Genomic DNA, 15,841 nt, shown 5'->3' on the forward strand with positions numbered 1-15,841 from the left:
CGGCGCGACGGCGTGTCGCGCCGCCAACCTCATGATCGCCGGCCTGACGGGCGGCGGTCAGCGGGTGTAGGTCACCGTGAGCAGCAGGACTGTGGTCACCAGGCCGGAGACGGCCACCAGGATCATCGGGCGTGGGGTCAGCACGGCGTGGCGGCGGTCGGCCAGCAGCCGTGCGGGCGCCAGCCCGATCACCGGGCCGAGCAGCGTCACCACCAGCGCCAGCACCGGCAGACCCACCGCCAGGTCACCGCTGGCGCCGGCCGCCAGCGCTCGCGCCGCCACCCCCAGCGCGTACGCCACCAGCGCCCCGCCGATGCCGCAGGCGATCAGCAGCGGATTCACCGAGCCGGGCAGCTCGCCCGGGGCGCCGGTGCGCTCCAGCAGGTCCCGGACCGCGCGCAGCAGCGGCACCGGGTCACCGGCGGCCCCGCGTACCGGGCCGGGCGGGTCACCCAGCCGCCGGGCGCCCACACCGAGCCGGGCCCGCAACTGCGTCCACAGGTGAGTGACCTCGCCGTCGACCCGTTCGACCATCCGGGACGCCTCGGCCACCTCCGTCTCGGCCTGCCGCATCTGCTCGGTGGCCTCGGCGACCGCCCGGTCCGCGGCGGCCACCTGCTGGTCGTACCAGGTGTGCGCCTCGGCCCGCTGGGCGGCCACCCGGGCGGTCAGCTCGGCGAGCCGGCGGATCTGCGCGCTGTACGTCTCACTGGTAACCGGTTCGTTCATCGGGACGGACCATAAGGGATGATCACCTGTCCGGTGCGGTGCACCGCCCGGTCGAAGTAGAGACCGCGCCACGGCCGGGGATACCAGTCCGGCCCTCCGCTGCCCGGATACAGCGAGGAGCCCAGCTCACCGCCCTGCACGTCGAGCGCCACCCAGGCGCCGATCTGATCCGTGCGCGCGCCCGCGCCGCCCAGGTCGGCCCGCATCCGGGCCACGCCCCGCCACCAGGCCAGCACGTGCGTACGCCGTTCCGGCCCGTCGTGCAGGATCCGGCGCAGCTGCTCCAGCCCGGTGCGCGTACCGGCCTTGCCGGCGAGCGCCGCCGCGGCCGCGTCCACCGCGTACAGCAGCAGGAAGTGCGGGGTACGCGACGCGCCCGGCGCGCCCAGCCCGTCACCTGCCTCGGCCATCAGCTCCGGCACCGTCTCCTCGTCGTACCAGGAGGCGTCCCCGGCCAGGTCCTCGTAGAGCGCGCGGGCGGCCGGGTCGGCGTCCGGGTCCAGGCAGGCGATGGAGAAGCGGGCCGCGCCGGGCGGGTACTGCCGGGCCAGCGAGCGGGCGGCGGCGTCGAGCACCGCGCACGCCTCGTCCACCCGGGTGCCCAGCACCGCCAGGTTGCGGCCCGGGGCGCGGGGCAGCCGCAGCGCCGCCGAGCGGGCCTGCACGTCGATGATCTCGCCGAGCAGCGCCACCGGGTTGCGCGGGACGCCCTGCTCCGGCGCGGTCAGCGCGCGGAAGTCCGGCGCGTCGGCCAGCTTCGGGATCGCGTCGCCGTCGAACAGCCGGGCCGGCGCGGCGTCCTGCGGGCGCATCCGCCACAGCCGGTGCTGAAGCTCGCTCCACGTCTCCCAGTCGCTGGCCGACGGGATGCGGGCCACCTCGTTCCCCTCGGCCAGGCCCGACTCGGCGTTGATGACCGCGTGGTGGCGGGGCAGCGACTGCGCCGCGTCGTTGCGCTCGGCCAGGATGCGCAGCGCCTTCGGCAGCGCGATCCGCAGCGTGAACTGGGCGACCAGCGCGGGCCGCCCCCACAGCGCCTCGATGCCGCGTACGTCCTGCGAGGCGAGCACCAGGTGGATGCCCTGCGAGCGGCCCCGCCGGGCCAGGTCCTCCAGCAGGTCGGCGGCCTCCCGGGCGACCACGTCCCGGCCGGCGAGCAGCGCCTGGAACTCGTCCACCACGGCCACGATGCGTGGCCAGTGCCCGTCCGGGTCCACCGCGCGCAGCTCGGCGAGCTTGGTGACCTCGTGCTTCTTCGCCGCGTCGGCGCGGCGGCGCAGCTCCTCGGCGAGGAAGCGCAGCAGCGCCAGGCCGAACTCCCGGTCGGTGTTGACGTTGATGCCGACCAGCCGCATGTGCGGCAGCCAGCTGGGGTCGCGCCGGCCCTGCGCGAACCGGGCGAAGGACACGCCCTCCTTGAAGTCCAGCAGATAGAACTCCAGCTCGGCGGGGGAGTAGCGGGCGGCGAGCGCGCCGATCCAGGCGAAGATCAGATTGGTCTTGCCGGTGCCGGACGGGCCGCCGATCAGCGCGTGCGGCGGGTAGTCGCCGAGCGTGAGCAGCACCTGCCGCCCGTGCGGGCCCTCGCCGACCGGCGCGCTGAGCCCGTGCGACGAGTCCTCCCGCCAGTACTCGTCCGGCGGCGGGAGCAGGTCGGTGAACGGCGTCGGGGGAGGGCCGGCGGCGACCCGGGAGGCAACCGTGCGGCAGGTCTCGGTGACCAGCGCGGGTGGCGGCGGCGCGTCGAGCCGCACCGGCAGCCCGGCCACCCGGGCGTCGTCCGGCTCGACCACGATCCGGGTGACGGTCGGGTCGTCGGGCAGCTCGATGCCGCGGACCACCAGGTGCACGCCGCACGCGGCGCCGGTGCGTACCACCCGGTCGAGCTGGCCGCGCTCGTGCCGGGACAGCTCGTCACCGCCGAGCAGCACCGCCACCCGCCACGGCTCCGGGCGGCGTCCGGTCGCGGCGGCCAGGTCGCGCAGCGAGGCGTACTCACCGGCCAGCACCGTGGCGTTGATCCGGCGGATCTGCTCCACCAGGTCGTCCAGCAGCCGGCCCAGGCCACCCGGTCCGACGAACGTGAGCAGCCCGGCGGTGCCGAGCGGGGCGAACCCGGCCAGCCCGCCGCCCAGGTGCTCCGGGTCGTAGCCGTACAGCCGCACCGCGCCCGGGTCGGCGCGGCCGACCGAGCGCAGCAGCAGCGCCGGCACCACCGCCGCCAGGCCGTCCCGGTCGCCGCCGGCCAGGTGCGCGTGCCCGGCGTCGAGCAGCGGCACGAGCGCGGGCACCGGTTCGGCGCCGTCGAGGCGTACCGTGCCGACCCGCAACGCGCCCGGTGGCTCGGACCGGCCGGCGGGGGTGGCCTGCCAGCGGTCCCAGGGCGCGGACGCCGCGCCCGGCGCCTCCCGCTGCGCCGCGGCGGCGGCCCGGCGGGCCAGCTCCGCGAGGCGGGCGGTGTGCCGGGCGTCGATCTCGGCCAGGCGCCGGTCGCGGGCCGCGCCCACCCGGGCGGGCACTGCGGCGGCGGCTTTGCGGGTACGCGCCAGCCGCTCCCGGCTCGCGGTCAGTTCCGCCTCGGCGGCGGCGAGCCGGGTACGGGTGGCGCCCAGCGCCTCGGAGAGCATCCCCCGGACCCGCGTCACCAGTTGCGTGCGGACGTCAGCCACGGGACGTCTCCCGTTCGTCGGTGTCCTTCGGCAGGTCCCGGCCGAGCCGGTCGAGCAGCACCCCGGTGAGCACGCCGGCGGTGACCGCCGGGTCGGCCGCGTGCGGCTGCTCCGCGTCGTCGTCGCGGCGCGGCGGGGGCATCCGGCACACCCGGGTCAGCAGCGTGTCCAGCACCGGCCGCGGCAGGCCGGGCAGCAGGTCACGGACCCGGGACTCCAGCGCGCCGCGCAGCCGGGGCAGGTCGTCCGCGCGGGGCGGGTGGCCGAGCAGCTCACCGGCCAGCTCGCGCAGCAGCGGCGGGGCGATCGCGGCCAGCCCCAGCCCCACGTCGGCGTGCGCGCCGCGCAGGTCACGGTGCAGGCGGTCCCGGTCACCGGAGCGGACCCCGGCGACCACCCGGCGCAGCAGCTCCCGGGAGTCCCCGACGCGCTCGTCCGGCTCGTCGGGCGATCCCTCCCGGCCGCCGGTCAGCTCCGCCACCCGTACCGCCCACCAGCGCCGTACCGCGGGTTGCTCGCCCGGCTCGGGCGCGGCGCCCGGCGCGGGCGGCGCTTCGCCGCGCGGCGTGTCGTGCTTGGGTGGCCGCTCGCCCGGCGGGGCCGGCGGCGCGCCGTCGGGGGCCAGCCCGATCGCGGCCAGGTACGCGGTGAGCTGCTCCTGCGCCACACGCAGCGCGTAGCCGGCGGTTTCGGCGTGCTCGGTGGCCGAGGACAGCTCCGGCACCCCCATCGGGTCGGCCGACTCCTGGCGTACCCAGCGCAGCCGCTCCTGCGCCTGGCCGAGCTTCTCCAGCGCGGCGGCGAGCTGTGCCAGCGGCAGGTCCTCGGCGGCGGCGCGGACCTGGGCGCCGATGTCCTCGACGATGGACACGGCCCGGCCTCAGAGCGTCGCGACGTAGAGTTGCGCCTGCTCGACCGCGACGAGTGTCGCGGCGAGACACTCCTCCAGCTCCTGGCTGGCCTGTGTCAGCGAGGCCTGGGCCGCCTCGACCGTCTCGTGGCCGCTGCCCTCCAGCGCGCCGGCCAGGGTCTGCTGTGCCTCGGCCAGCTTCTCGCCCGCTGCCTGCACCGCTGTCTGGCCGTCACCGATCTGCTGGAGCGCGACATCGATGGCGGCCTTCAGCTCGGCGACGCTCGCCACGGAACCTCCTGGGGGCAAAAGAGATCTCCATTACAACCCATCGGAACGAGTGGGCGAGCATCCACCCTCAGGCGGTTGTCGCCCGCGTGTCCGGTTGTGGCCCTGACGTGCGCGAAGACCTCGCCGCCGGTCCCGTCGGCGAGCCCGCCGGTCCCGTTGACGGAACCGGATGATCTAGCGGCCGAGCCAGCACGGGCCGCGTACCTCCGCGCCGAGCGCGGTCACCCGCTCGCGCAGCTCCCGGTCGGCGGTGACCACCACCCGCCGCCGCTGCGGCGCGGCGGCCACCAGCTCCACCACCGTGTCGTCGCCGGAGCCGGGCGCGGACACCACCTCGACGCCGGGCGCCGAGGTGACGTGCCGGGCCGCGCCCTCCACCACCAGCACCACCTGCACCGGCGGGGGTAGCTCCGGCGGCAGGCCCGCCTCCCCGACGGACGCCAGCGCGTCGCGCAGGCGGGCGGCCGCGCCGGCCCGGTCCCGCCACCAGCCGTCCGGGCGCGAGCCCACCACGTTCGCGCCGTCCACGACCAGCAGCGGTCTGCTCTCCATGCCCTCAGCCTGCCATCCGGTCGCGTTTGTCGCGCCGACCGCCGGGTAGCCACCGCCGACCGTGCCGCGCGTGCCGGGTACCGGTCGTGCCGACCGACTGCGGAGGACGATGATGATGGGACCGGGTGACTTCGGCAACGACCCCTGGGACGAGTTCCTGGCCCGATACTTCGGCCGGGGCGAGGGGGGACGCCGACCGGCGCACCGGGTCGACATCACCCGACTGATGACCGCCGACGCCCGGGAGATGCTCGCCGACGCGGCCCGCCGGGCCGCTCAGAAGCACAGCAACGACCTGGACACCGACCATCTGCTCTGGGCGGCGTTGCAGCGCGAGCCGCTGCGCGACCTGGTACGCCGGGCCGGCGCCGACCCGGACACGCTCGTCAACGCGCTCGGCGGGCGGGGTGAGGGCGCGCCCCGGGGCGAGGTGCCGCCGAACCTGTCGCTGACCCCGGCCGCGAAGCGGGCGCTGCTGGACGCGCACCAGCTCTCCCGCGCGATGGGCGCCAACTACATCGGTCCCGAGCACATCCTGATGGCGCTGCCGCTGAACCCCGAGTCGCCGGCCGGCCGGATGCTCGCCGCCGGCCGGATCCAGCCGGAGTCGTTGCAGGCGGCCAGCGCCGAGCGGGGCGCGGCCGGCACGCCGCGCCCGGACCGCGGCACCCCCACCCTCGACCAGTACGGGCAGGACCTCACCGAGCTGGCCCGGATGGACCAGATCGACCCGGTGATCGGCCGCGCCGACGAGATCGAGCAGGCGGTGGAGATCCTGTCCCGGCGGACCAAGAACAACCCGGTGCTGATCGGCGAGGCCGGCGTCGGCAAGACCGCGATCGTGGAAGGGCTGGCGGAACGGATCTGCGACGGCGACGTGCCGCAGACGCTGATCGGCAAGCGGGTGATCCAGCTCGACCTGTCCGGCCTGGTCGCCGGCACCCGCTACCGGGGCGACTTCGAGGAACGCCTGAAGAAGGTGATCGACGAGATCCGCGCCCACCGCGACGAGCTGATCATCTTCCTGGACGAGATCCACACGCTGGTCGGCGCGGGCGGCGCCGGCAGCGAGGGCGGGATGGACGCGTCGAACATGCTCAAGCCGGCCCTGGCCCGCGGCGAGCTGCGGGTCATCGGCGCGACCACGCTCGACGAGTACCGGCGCAGCATCGAGAAGGACGCCGCGCTGGCCCGCCGGTTCCAGCCGGTGCTGGTGCCCGAGCCGAGCGTGGAGGACACCGTGGCGATCCTGCGCGGGCTGCGCGACCGGTACGAGGCGCACCACCAGGTCCGGTTCACCGACGAGGCGCTGATCGCCGCCGGTGAGCTGTCCGACCGGTACGTCACCGACCGGTTCCTGCCGGACAAGGCGATCGACCTGATCGACCAGGCCGGCGCGCGGGTGCGGCTGCGGACGCGCACTCCCGCCGAGGACGTGCGCGAGCTGGAGCAGCAGCTCGAGGACACGCGCCGGGACAAGGAGCAGGCGGTCTCCGACGAGCAGTACGAGCGGGCCTCCGCGCTGCGCGACCGGGTCGCCGAGCTGGAGGACCAGGTGCGCCGCGCCCGCGGCGACGAGGGACCCAACCACGTGCCCGAGGTGGGGCCGACGGAGATCGCCGAGGTGGTCTCCCGGGCCACCGGCATCCCGGTCACCCAGCTCACCGAGGAGGAACGCGACCGGCTGCTGCGCCTGGAGGGGCACCTGCACGAGAAGATCATCGGCCAGGACGACGCGGTCAGCGCCGTCTCCGAGGCGGTGCGCCGCTCCCGTACCGGGCTGGCCGACCCGAACCGGCCGATGGGCAGCTTCCTGTTCCTCGGCCCGACCGGCGTCGGCAAGACCGAGCTGGCCCGCGCGCTGGCCGAGGCGCTGTTCGGCGAGGCGGACCGGATGGTCCGGGTGGACATGAGCGAGTTCCAGGAGCGGCACACGGTCAGCCGGCTGGTCGGCGCGCCGCCCGGGTACGTCGGCTACGAGGAGGCCGGCCAGCTCACCGAGGCGGTCCGCCGCCGCCCGTACGCGGTGGTGCTGCTGGACGAGATCGAGAAGGCGCACCCGGACGTGTTCAACATCCTGCTCCAGGTGCTCGACGACGGCCGGCTCACCGACAGCCAGGGCCGGACGGTGAACTTCAAGAACACCGTGCTGATCATGACGAGCAACCTCGGCTCGGAGCTGATCACCGGCGCCCAGCGCACCGTCGGCTTCGCCAGCGGCGCGCCCGGCCAGCAGGAGAGCGACGAGCTGCGGGAACGGCTGATGCGCCGGCTCCAGGAGAACTTCCGCCCGGAGTTCCTCAACCGCATCGACGAGGTGATCATCTTCCAGCGGCTGGAGGCCGAGCAGCTGCGCCAGATCACCGGGCTGCTGCTGGAGGAGACCCGCCGCCGCATGCACGCCCAGGACATCCAGGTGGACTTCAGGACCGCCGGCGTGGACTGGCTCGCCGAGCACGGCTACCAGCCGGAGTTCGGCGCCCGCCCGCTGCGCCGGGTGATCCAGCGCGAGGTCGACAACCGGCTGTCCCGGATGCTGCTGGAGAACGAGATATCCCCGGGGCAGAAGGTCATTGTCGACGCCCGCGACGACCAGCTGGTATTCGACGTCACCGCCGGTGAACGCGGGCACGCGGCAGCCACCACGTCTCATCCCCGATGACCGGCGACGGTCCGTTCCCACGGGCCGGACCGCCTCGTCACCGACGGATCGAAAGGGCGGACATGACCGAACCCGAGGAGGTCCCCGACGGCGACATCGGGGCCGGTGAGCCGATCGAGGCGGCCCCGACGGCGAACCCGTCCCGGGTGCGGGTGCCGCCGGAGGGCCTGAAGCAGCACACACCGAACGAGGGCGAGCCGGCATCCGGGCCGCCGCCGGCAGAGGAGGCGTGATGGCACGCGAGGCGCGACTCGACCCCGAGGTCGAGGTGATCTGGGACGACTTCCACGCCGAGGTGAACGTGTCCTCCGAGACGCTGCGGCAGTGGCTGCTGACCCGCGGCTCGGGGGAGGAGGCGTTCGGCCCCGGCCCGGACCTCGACCTGCCCGAACCCGGCCGGCAGATCCTCGCCGTGCTGCGCAAGCGCAAGGTGGACCTCACGCCGGAGGACATCGAGGTGATGCGCGAGGCGATCACCCGGATCCGGGAGCTGACCGCGCAGCGGCCACGCCGGGGCAACGCCGACGACGAGTGGCGGCACGCCCTGCTCGACCTCGGCCACGACGTCCTGATCGAACGCTGAGCCGGTACGCCGGCGCCCGGGCGGGTCACCCACCCGGGCGCCGGCGTCTACTCCGACTCCAGGCTGGGCAGCCGCAGCCCGGCCGCGTCCGCGGCGGCCAGCAGGTCGTCCCGGGCCCGCTCCGCACGGCTGAGCAGGTTGGCGTACTCGGTGACGTCGGCCGGGTCCGGCACCTCCGGCAGCCGCCGCAGGAACGCCTCCACCTCGGCGGCGGCGGTGGTGTGCGCGGTGGCCGCCTGACGCAGCAGCTCCCGCTGGTCGGCGGCCGGATACAGATCAGTCATGTCGCCGGTGTTACCCGGGTTCAGGCGATTCGCACCCCGCCGGTGCCGTTGGGCTGCACGCCGAACTCCGGGTGCGCCAGCAACCAGCCCAGATAGTCGGGATGGTTGGCCAGCGCGTCCGTGTACGCCGCCACCGCCGCCGCCAGCACCGGGTCGGCCACCGCGGCCGCCGGCACGTCCGGGTGCCAGCCGAGCAGCAGCCGCCAGCGCAGCGGTGAACCGGCCAGCCGCCGCGTGACCAGCCCGGCGACCGGCCGGAACGTGGCCTGGCACAACGCCACCGCCTCGCCCGCGTCCACCAGCTCCAGGGCGGCCCGCACGTCCGCCTCGTACACCTTCTTGGGGGTGAAGCCGGCGCGGGCGCACGCGGCGGCGAAGCAGTCGCCGAAGCAGCCGTCGCCCGGCGCGGCCACCCACCGCTCGTGACTCAGGTCGACCAGGTCGATCTCGGCGCGACCGGCCAGCGGGTGGGTCTGCGGCAGCAGCACGCAGATCGGCTCCACCGCCACCTCCCGCCAGCTCAGCCCGAACCCCGCCGACGGTGTCGAGTCGCCGCACACCCCGGTGAGGGCGAAGTCGAGCCGGCCGCCGGCCACCATCTGCGCCAGCTCGTCCACCGACCACGAGGCGTACGTGGTGATCTGCGCGTCCGGCCGCTCGGCGGCGAGCCGGTGCACCAGCCGGCCCATGATCGGGCTGTTCACCCCGCCGAAGCGGTAGCGGCGCAGCGGGTCGCCCGCGCCGGCCATCCGGGCCGCCTCGTCCCGCAGGCCCTTCATCGCCGGCAGCAGCACCCGCGCCCGGTCCAGCACCAGTTCGCCCAGCGCGGTCGGGCGGGCGCCGCGGCGGTCCCGTTCGAACAGCGGCCCGCCCAGCGCCCGTTCGATCCGCTGAAGCTGGGCGGTCAACGCCGGCTGGGCCAGGCCGAGCGCCGAGGCGGCCTTGGTGACGCTCCCCGTCTCCGCGATCGCGCAGACCACACGCAGGTGTCGCAGCTCCAGATCCATACCGTGACGGTAGGACCACGAACCGATACGCGAAAGGGGCGATCGGCTCAGCTCTGGCGGCGGTGTTCCAGGTCACTCAGCCGGGTACGCCGTCCGGAGACCGCGTCGCGCACCTTGTCGAGCACCCCGACCGCCGGCTCGACGATCTTGTTCCAGGGCGGGGTGGCCGGCGTGCCGGGGTGCGGCCGGGTCGGCGCCGCCTCCTCCGCGATCTCCCACCGGTTGCCCAGCCGGATCAGCTCGGCGTCGCTCGCCACCTCCCGCAACGGCGTGACCAGCGCGGCGACGCGGCTGACGTGCCGGCGCACCCGCTCGGCCACGTCGGCGACCGCCGGGTCGTCCGCGCCGGACAGCTCCTTGAGCGCGGTCAGCAGCCCGGCGTCGGCCTCGATCTCCCGCTCCACCAGCTCGACGGCGTCCGGCATGGCGGCCCGCGCCGCCGGGAACAGATACTGCTCCTCGGCCGACAGGTGCCGGGACACCGCGGCGGTCAGCACGTCCAGCACGTCGCGCCGCTCGGCCGCCGTCAGCGCCGCGTCGGTGACCCGGTCGGCCAGCCCCAGCAGCGCCCGGTGCTCGGTGTCCACGAGGTCGGCCACGCTTCGCCCACCCGGCCGGTACGCGTCGTCGGCGGCGGGCGGCAGCGGCGGCAGCGGGACGGTCATGGGGCCCTCCTCGTGACGGCCGGGGTCGATGTCCCGGGCGCCTCCGCCGGTACCCGGCCGGGAGATCCACGAAACCGCGGCGCGCACCGACGGCCGCGACGACCCCGCCTGCTGATATAAGGAAGCGATGACGAGCGACGCCCTCCCCGCCCGGCCCGACGCCACCGACGAGGTCGTGGACCTCTGCCGCGACCTGCTGCGCATCGACACCACGAACACCGGCGACAACGACACCAGCGTGGGGGAGCGGCGCGCCGCCGAGTACGTGGCGGAGAAGCTCGCCGAGGCCGGCGTCGACGCCGAGATCCACGAATCCGCCCCCGGCCGGGCGAACGTGGTCGCCCGCATCCCCGGCACCGAGCCGGGCCGCGACGCGCTGCTCGTGCACGGTCACCTCGACGTCGTGCCCGCCGACCCGGACGAGTGGTCGGTGCACCCGTTCTCCGGCGAGATCCGCGACGGCTACCTGTGGGGCCGCGGCGCGATCGACATGAAGGACTTCGACGCCATGGTCCTCGCCGTGGTCCGCGGCTGGCAGCGCGCCGGCGTCCGCCCCCGGCGCGACATCGTGCTCGCGTTCACCGCCGACGAGGAAGCCGGCAGCGACTACGGCGCGCACTTCCTCACCCAGCGGCACCGCGACCTGTTCGACGGCTGCACCGAGGCGATCGGCGAGGTCGGCGGCTTCTCCTACTCCGTGGACGAGCAGCGCCGGCTCTACCTGATCGAGACCGCGGAGAAGGGCATCGACTGGCTGCGCCTGCACGCCAAGGGCCGGCCCGGCCACGGCTCGATGATGCACGACGACAACGCGGTCACCGCGCTGGCCGAGGCGGTCGCCCGGATCGGCCGGCACCGCTTCCCGGTGGTGATGACCGACACCGTACGCGCCTTCCTGGCCGAGGTGTCCGACGTGCTCGGCATCGAGATCGACCCGGACGACCCGGAGACCGCGATCGCCAAGCTCGGCCCGATCGCCAACATCATCGGCGCGACCATCCGCAACACCGCCAACCCGACCCGGCTGGCCGCCGGCTACAAGGACAACGTCATCCCCGGCCGGGCCACCGCCACCATCGACTGCCGCAGCCTGCCCGGGCAGAGCGAGGAGCTGGAACGGCAGCTGCGCGAGCTGGTCGGGCCGGACATCGCCATCGAGTACGTCCAGCGCCAGCCGGCCCTGGAGACCACGTTCGACGGTGACCTGGTGGCGGGCATGTCGGCCGCGCTGCGCGCCGAGGACCCCGGCGCCCACCCGGTGCCGTACATGCTCTCCGGCGGCACCGACGCCAAGGCGTTCTCCCGGCTCGGCATCCGCTGCTTCGGTTTCGCGCCGCTGCGGCTGCCCGCCGACCTCAATTTCTCCGGCCTGTTCCACGGCATCGACGAGCGGGTTCCGCTGGACGGACTACAGTTCGGCGTGCGGGTTCTGGACCGCTTCCTGCGTACCTGCTGACCGCGCCCACAGCGGCGCCGTCGGCACGGAACCCTCCCCCCATCGCGAAGGGACTGCCACACATGACCGACCAGCACGGTGAGCTGGATGCCGCCCTCGAGCGGGTGATCGACGCCGCTCGCGCCCACCTGGCCGCCGTCCGGGCCGCTCAGGGCCGGATCGACGACGACGCCGTCTGGCAGGCGTACGTCGCGTTGAACAACGCCTCGTTCGCCTACGACGAGCAGCTGCTCGACGCGTTCGGCGAGGTGACGCCCTGGGACGTGGAGTCGATCGACCCGGACGAGGCCGACGAGCGCTTCGGCGCCGTGGAGGGCGGCGAGCCCACCGACCCGCACCCGCGGGTCATCTCGGTGCGGCAGCGGCGTGACTACCGGGTGCCGAGCGTCGCCGCGCTGCTGCGTGCCGCCGAGGCGGCCCGCCGCGACGGCACCCCGGAGGACGACGAGCCGGCCCCGGTGGAGGGCGTCGGCGAGGCGGTGCTGGAGCTGCTGCAGAGCGGCGACGGCTCGCTGTCCGCGCTGGACGTGCCGGAGCTGGAGCCGCTCGACGGCGTGGTCATGGTCAGCGAGGTCGGCACCCCGGTCGACCTGGAGTCGTTCGACGACGACGACCCGGTCGGGCCGTTCCAGCCCGCCGCCGACGACCGGCTGGTCGGCCGGCTCGACGAGCACCCGTTCATGGAGCTCGACGAGGAGCACGACCACGCGCACTAGGCCGTGCGCGTCCCCGGGGCGGCGCCGCGTCGCGCGGCCCCGGGGACGGGCCCGTCAGTACGACAGGCCCGGCTGCGGCTTGTTCACCAGGCGGCGCCGCAGCACCACCTGCCGCGTGCCGTCCCGGTAGAGCCGCACCCGGGCCAGCTCCCAACCGGAGAACTCGGCCTGGATCGCCAGCTGCGCCGCGGCGGTCAGCCGATCGACGTTCGAAGGCAACCGCAGCGGCGCGTATTCGTAGTCCATGCCCCTATGCTGCCCAGGTCGCGGGCCCTCCGCCACCCCCTGACGGTGACCCGGACCGCCCCGCCGCGGCTCAGCCGTCGCGCTCCGGGTAGCCCACCGGCACCGCCGACACGTCGTCCAGCGCCGTGACGATCTCCTCCGGCAGCGTCATCCGCTCCACCTGCAACGCGCCGAGCAGCTGCCCGACGGTCCGGGCGCCCAGGATCGGCGCGGTCACGCCCGGCCGGTCCCGCACCCAGGCCAGCGCCACCTCCAGCGGCGACACGCCGAGCCCGCCGGCCGCGATGGCGACCGCCTCCACGATGCTGGAGCAGCGCGGCTCCAGGTAGGTGGCGACGAACCGTTCGAAGTGCGGCGACACCGCCCGCGAGTCGGCCGGGCGGCCGTTGCGGTACTTGCCGGTGAGCACGCCCCGGCCCAGCGGCGACCAGGGCAGCACGCCCAGCCCCATCCCGGTGCAGGCGGGCAGCACCTCCCGCTCCACGCCGCGCTCCAGCAGCGAGTACTCCACCTGCGCGGCGACCACCGGGGCGCGCCCCGGCCAGGCGGCCTGCCAGGCGGCGGCGCGGGCGGTCTGCCAGCCGGAGAAGTTCGACACGCCCACATAGCGGGCCTTGCCGCTGGACACGGCGTGGTCCAGGGCCGAGAGCGTCTCCTCCAGCGGCGTGTCCGGGTCGTACCCGTGCACCTGCCACAGGTCGACGTGGTCGGTGCCCAGCCGGCGCAGCGAGGCGTCGAGCGTGCGCAGCAGGTGCCCGCGCGAGCCGTCCCGGCGGCGGCTGCCCGGCCGCAGCCCCGCCTTGGTGGCGATCAGCAGCTCGTCGCGGTCCACCAGGCTGCCCAGCAGCGAGCCGATCACCGATTCGGCGTCGCCGTCGGCGTACACGTCCGCGGTGTCCACGAGGTTGCCGCCCGCGTCGAGGAAACTCTTCAGCTGGGCGGCCGCGTCGTCGGCGTCGGTGTCGCGTCCCCAGGTCATGGTGCCGAGCGCGAGCCGCGATACCGCCAGCCCGCTTCGGCCGAGCGGTCGCTGTTGCATGCGTGAACCTTATTTCGAACCCGGCGTCACGGATATCCTCGCCGCAGTCAAGTTCCCGCGCGACATCAGACCGGTGTGACATGTTCGGGTGAGCCGGACGTCGAGGGCGCCACGCTCATTGCGTAACCTGATGCGACCTGTGGTGCGGATGGCGGGAGGATCAGTGCGACTCGGGCTCAACCTCGGATACCAAACGGCGTGGAGCACGCCGTTCGACCACCTGGCATTGGCCCAGGAGGCGGACCGGCTCGGCTACTCGGTCGTGTGGGCCGCGGAGGCGTACGGCTCGGACTCGCCGAGCATCCTGTCCTGGATCGCCGGACAGACGGAGCGGATCGACGTCGGGTCGGCGGTCATGCAGATCCCGGCCCGCTCGCCCGCCATGACCGCGATGACCGCGGCGACCATCGACACGATCTCCGGCGGCCGGTTCCGGCTCGGCCTGGGCGTGTCCGGCCCGCAGGTCTCGGAGGGCTGGCACGGCGTGCGGTTCGCCAAGCCGCTGGCCCGCACCCGGGAGTACGTGGACATCGTCAAGCTGGCGGTGGCCCGCAAGGAGGTCGCGTACGACGGCGAGCACTACACGCTGCCGCTGCCGGACGGCCCGGGCAAGGCGCTGCGGCTGGGCTTCCACCCGCCGCGCGAGCACATCCCGATCTACCTGGCCGCCGTCGGCCCGAAGAACCTGGAGCTGGCCGGCGAGATCGCCGACGGCTGGCTGGCCGTCTTCTACTCCCCGGAGTTCGCCGAGGAGCACCTCGCCTCGGTCCGGGCCGGCCGCGCCGCCGCCGGCAAGGAACTGGCCGGCTTCGACGTGGTGCCGTCCGTGCCGGTGGTGGTCGGCGACGACGTCGCCACCTGCGCCGAGCTGGTCCGCTGGTACGCCGCGCTGTACGTCGGCGGCATGGGCAGCCGCAAGCAGAACTTCTACAACCAGCTCGCCACCCGGATGGGCTACGGCGACGCGGCCCGCGAGGTCCAGGACCTCTACCTGGCCAAGCGGCAGCGCGACGCGGCCGCCGCCGTACCGATGGAGTTCATCGACCGCACCTCGCTGCTCGGCCCGAAGGAGCGCATCGCCGAGCGCATGCGGGAGTACGCCGCCGCGGGCGTGACCACGCTGTCGGTGTCGCTGTTCGTGGCCGACCGGGAGAGCGGGGTGCAGACCCTGCGGACCGTCGCCGAGGCGCTGGAGCTGTCCGGAGTCGGGGAGTGACCTGGATCGAGGCCATCGTCCTGGGCCTGGTCCAGGGGCTGACCGAGTTCCTTCCGGTGTCCTCGTCCGGGCACCTGCGGATCACCTCGGAGCTGTTCTTCGGCCGGGACGCGGGCGCGTCGTTCACCGCGGTGACCCAGCTCGGCACCGAGGCCGCCGTCCTGATCTACTTCGCCAAGGACATCTGGCGGATCGTCCGCACCTGGTGCCTGGGCCTGTTCGACCGCTCGGTGCGCTCCAGCCTCGACTACCGCATGGGCTGGTACGTCATCGTCGGCACCATCCCGATCGGCATCTTCGGACTGATCTTCAAGGACCAGATCCGCACCGCCGGCCGCAACCTCTGGCTGATCTCCTGCACGCTGATCATCGGCGCGGTACTGCTCGCCTTCGCCGAGTACTGGGGCCGGCAGACCCGTACGCTGGAGAACTTCCGGATGCGCGACGGCGTGGTGATGGGCTTCGCCCAGGCCGCGGCGCTCGTACCAGGCGTGTCCCGCTCCGGCGGCACGCTGACCGCGGGCCTGCTGCTCAACCTGACCCGGGAGACCGCGGCCCGCTACTCGTTCCTGCTGGCCATCCCGGCCGTGGTGATCTCCGGCGTGTTCAGCCTGCCGGACGTCTTCGAGCCGTCCGCGCCCGGCACCGCCGCGCCGAGCGTGGCGCAGATGGTGGTGGCGACGCTGATCGCGTTCGCCGTCGGGTACGCGGCCATCGCCTGGCTGCTGCGCTACGTCGCACACCACACGCTGTACGTCTTCGTGCTCTACCGGGTCGCGCTGGGCAGCCTGGTGATCTGCCTGCTGGCCACCGGCACGATCAGCGCCACCTGACGCTGTCATGCGAAAGGCCGGCACCCCGATGTTCGGGGTGCCG

The 15,841-nt window shown here is 74.4% G+C and carries 17 protein-coding genes; 7 read left to right on the forward strand and 10 right to left on the reverse strand.

The window, feature by feature from the left end; genetic code table 11:
* Nucleotides 1-57 precede the first annotated feature (57 nt).
* From J3R08_RS15080 to J3R08_RS15100, 5 genes are all read right to left on the reverse strand, one after another.
* Nucleotides 58-729: a hypothetical protein gene (locus J3R08_RS15080; RefSeq protein WP_043324453.1), complete on the reverse strand. Its 672-nt coding sequence runs from the start codon at nucleotides 727-729 to the stop codon at nucleotides 58-60.
* Entirely contained in the window at nucleotides 726-3,398 is a 2,673-nt protein-coding gene (locus J3R08_RS15085) for an FtsK/SpoIIIE domain-containing protein (protein ID WP_140946524.1), read from the reverse strand. The genes J3R08_RS15080 and J3R08_RS15085 overlap by 4 nt, the downstream gene beginning before the upstream one ends.
* Entirely contained in the window at nucleotides 3,391-4,269 is an 879-nt protein-coding gene (locus J3R08_RS15090; protein WP_209961688.1) for a hypothetical protein, read from the reverse strand. The genes J3R08_RS15085 and J3R08_RS15090 overlap by 8 nt, the downstream gene beginning before the upstream one ends.
* A gap of 9 nt (nucleotides 4,270-4,278) precedes the next feature.
* Nucleotides 4,279-4,539 (reverse strand): hypothetical protein, encoded by a 261-nt coding sequence (locus J3R08_RS15095; protein ID WP_030504016.1) that lies wholly within the window; start codon nucleotides 4,537-4,539, stop codon nucleotides 4,279-4,281.
* A 174-nt stretch (nucleotides 4,540-4,713) separates the two neighbouring features.
* The gene (locus J3R08_RS15100) at nucleotides 4,714-5,091 is read right to left on the reverse strand and encodes a hypothetical protein (RefSeq protein WP_209961690.1); all 378 of its coding nucleotides are present in this window, start codon (nucleotides 5,089-5,091) and stop codon (nucleotides 4,714-4,716) included.
* 112 nt (nucleotides 5,092-5,203) lie between these two features.
* On the opposite strand from J3R08_RS15100, the gene J3R08_RS15105 reads away from it, so the two are divergent.
* The 3 genes from J3R08_RS15105 to J3R08_RS15115 all read left to right on the forward strand — a co-directional run bounded on the left by J3R08_RS15105 (nucleotide 5,204) and on the right by J3R08_RS15115 (nucleotide 8,336).
* Entirely contained in the window at nucleotides 5,204-7,753 is a 2,550-nt protein-coding gene (locus tag J3R08_RS15105; protein ID WP_064446117.1) for an ATP-dependent Clp protease ATP-binding subunit, read from the forward strand.
* Nucleotides 7,754-7,815: 62 nt separating this feature from the next.
* On the forward strand, nucleotides 7,816-7,986 hold the full coding sequence (locus J3R08_RS15110; RefSeq protein WP_166456064.1) for a hypothetical protein: 171 nt from the start codon (nucleotides 7,816-7,818) through the stop codon (nucleotides 7,984-7,986).
* Nucleotides 7,986-8,336, forward strand: a complete 351-nt coding sequence (locus J3R08_RS15115) for a DUF3140 domain-containing protein (protein ID WP_043324444.1) — start codon at nucleotides 7,986-7,988, stop codon at nucleotides 8,334-8,336. Before J3R08_RS15110 ends, J3R08_RS15115 begins: the two co-directional genes overlap by 1 nt.
* A 47-nt stretch (nucleotides 8,337-8,383) precedes the next feature.
* Here the strand turns inward: J3R08_RS15115 and J3R08_RS15120 are convergent, their stop codons facing one another.
* The 3 genes from J3R08_RS15120 to J3R08_RS15130 are packed head-to-tail and all read right to left on the reverse strand — an operon-like array spanning nucleotide 8,384 to nucleotide 10,292.
* A complete protein-coding gene (locus J3R08_RS15120; protein WP_043324442.1) occupies nucleotides 8,384-8,620 on the reverse strand; it encodes a hypothetical protein in 237 nt (78 codons plus the stop codon).
* Between the two features lie 20 nt (nucleotides 8,621-8,640).
* Nucleotides 8,641-9,627 carry a LysR family transcriptional regulator gene (locus J3R08_RS15125; RefSeq protein ID WP_043324440.1) on the reverse strand — a complete coding sequence of 329 codons (987 nt, stop codon included), beginning with the start codon at nucleotides 9,625-9,627 and terminating at the stop codon, nucleotides 8,641-8,643.
* Between the two features lie 47 nt (nucleotides 9,628-9,674).
* Nucleotides 9,675-10,292 carry a hemerythrin domain-containing protein gene (locus J3R08_RS15130; protein WP_030504010.1) on the reverse strand — a complete coding sequence of 206 codons (618 nt, stop codon included), beginning with the start codon at nucleotides 10,290-10,292 and terminating at the stop codon, nucleotides 9,675-9,677.
* Between the two features lie 127 nt (nucleotides 10,293-10,419).
* Between J3R08_RS15130 and J3R08_RS15135 the strand changes: the two genes are divergently transcribed.
* The gene (locus tag J3R08_RS15135; protein WP_043324436.1) at nucleotides 10,420-11,748 is read left to right on the forward strand and encodes a M20/M25/M40 family metallo-hydrolase; all 1,329 of its coding nucleotides are present in this window, start codon (nucleotides 10,420-10,422) and stop codon (nucleotides 11,746-11,748) included.
* Between the two features lie 62 nt (nucleotides 11,749-11,810).
* On the forward strand, nucleotides 11,811-12,464 hold the full coding sequence (locus J3R08_RS15140) for a hypothetical protein (RefSeq protein ID WP_030504008.1): 654 nt from the start codon (nucleotides 11,811-11,813) through the stop codon (nucleotides 12,462-12,464).
* A gap of 54 nt (nucleotides 12,465-12,518) precedes the next feature.
* On the opposite strand, the gene J3R08_RS15145 is transcribed toward J3R08_RS15140, so the two are convergent.
* Together J3R08_RS15145 and J3R08_RS15150 are read right to left on the reverse strand one after the other, a co-directional pair.
* Entirely contained in the window at nucleotides 12,519-12,710 is a 192-nt protein-coding gene (locus tag J3R08_RS15145; protein WP_043324435.1) for a DUF5703 family protein, read from the reverse strand.
* A gap of 70 nt (nucleotides 12,711-12,780) precedes the next feature.
* Complete coding sequence (locus J3R08_RS15150; protein WP_209961692.1) at nucleotides 12,781-13,749, reverse strand: aldo/keto reductase; 969 nt, start codon at nucleotides 13,747-13,749, stop codon at nucleotides 12,781-12,783.
* 163 nt (nucleotides 13,750-13,912) lie between these two features.
* Between J3R08_RS15150 and J3R08_RS15155 the strand changes: the two genes are divergently transcribed.
* Both J3R08_RS15155 and J3R08_RS15160 read left to right on the forward strand, forming a co-directional pair.
* Nucleotides 13,913-14,965, forward strand: coding sequence for an LLM class F420-dependent oxidoreductase (locus J3R08_RS15155; protein ID WP_043324433.1), 1,053 nt, complete (start codon nucleotides 13,913-13,915; stop codon nucleotides 14,963-14,965).
* Nucleotides 14,962-15,798: an undecaprenyl-diphosphate phosphatase gene (locus J3R08_RS15160; protein ID WP_043324430.1), complete on the forward strand. Its 837-nt coding sequence runs from the start codon at nucleotides 14,962-14,964 to the stop codon at nucleotides 15,796-15,798. The genes J3R08_RS15155 and J3R08_RS15160 overlap by 4 nt, the downstream gene beginning before the upstream one ends.
* The last annotated feature ends 43 nt before the right edge of the window (nucleotides 15,799-15,841 follow it).

The sequence above is a fragment of the Micromonospora sp. HB375 genome (assembly GCF_017872985.1).
Classification (GTDB): domain Bacteria; phylum Actinomycetota; class Actinomycetes; order Mycobacteriales; family Micromonosporaceae; genus Micromonospora; species Micromonospora chalcea.

What these genes read in the sequence shown, in the direction of transcription:
- J3R08_RS15080 (WP_043324453.1), bottom strand. Translation starts at nt 729, where the DNA reads ATGAACGAACCGGTTACCAGTGAGACGTACAGCGCGCAGATCCGCCGG.
- J3R08_RS15100 (WP_209961690.1), bottom strand. Translation starts at nt 5,091, where the DNA reads ATGGAGAGCAGACCGCTGCTGGTCGTGGACGGCGCGAACGTGGTGGGC.
- J3R08_RS15105 (WP_064446117.1), top strand. Translation starts at nt 5,204, where the DNA reads ATGATGGGACCGGGTGACTTCGGCAACGACCCCTGGGACGAGTTCCTG.
- J3R08_RS15110 (WP_166456064.1), top strand. Translation starts at nt 7,816, where the DNA reads ATGACCGAACCCGAGGAGGTCCCCGACGGCGACATCGGGGCCGGTGAG.
- J3R08_RS15115 (WP_043324444.1), top strand. Translation starts at nt 7,986, where the DNA reads ATGGCACGCGAGGCGCGACTCGACCCCGAGGTCGAGGTGATCTGGGAC.
- J3R08_RS15120 (WP_043324442.1), bottom strand. Translation starts at nt 8,620, where the DNA reads ATGACTGATCTGTATCCGGCCGCCGACCAGCGGGAGCTGCTGCGTCAG.
- J3R08_RS15125 (WP_043324440.1), bottom strand. Translation starts at nt 9,627, where the DNA reads ATGGATCTGGAGCTGCGACACCTGCGTGTGGTCTGCGCGATCGCGGAG.
- J3R08_RS15130 (WP_030504010.1), bottom strand. Translation starts at nt 10,292, where the DNA reads ATGACCGTCCCGCTGCCGCCGCTGCCGCCCGCCGCCGACGACGCGTAC.
- J3R08_RS15135 (WP_043324436.1), top strand. Translation starts at nt 10,420, where the DNA reads ATGACGAGCGACGCCCTCCCCGCCCGGCCCGACGCCACCGACGAGGTC.
- J3R08_RS15140 (WP_030504008.1), top strand. Translation starts at nt 11,811, where the DNA reads ATGACCGACCAGCACGGTGAGCTGGATGCCGCCCTCGAGCGGGTGATC.
- J3R08_RS15145 (WP_043324435.1), bottom strand. Translation starts at nt 12,710, where the DNA reads ATGGACTACGAATACGCGCCGCTGCGGTTGCCTTCGAACGTCGATCGG.
- J3R08_RS15150 (WP_209961692.1), bottom strand. Translation starts at nt 13,749, where the DNA reads ATGCAACAGCGACCGCTCGGCCGAAGCGGGCTGGCGGTATCGCGGCTC.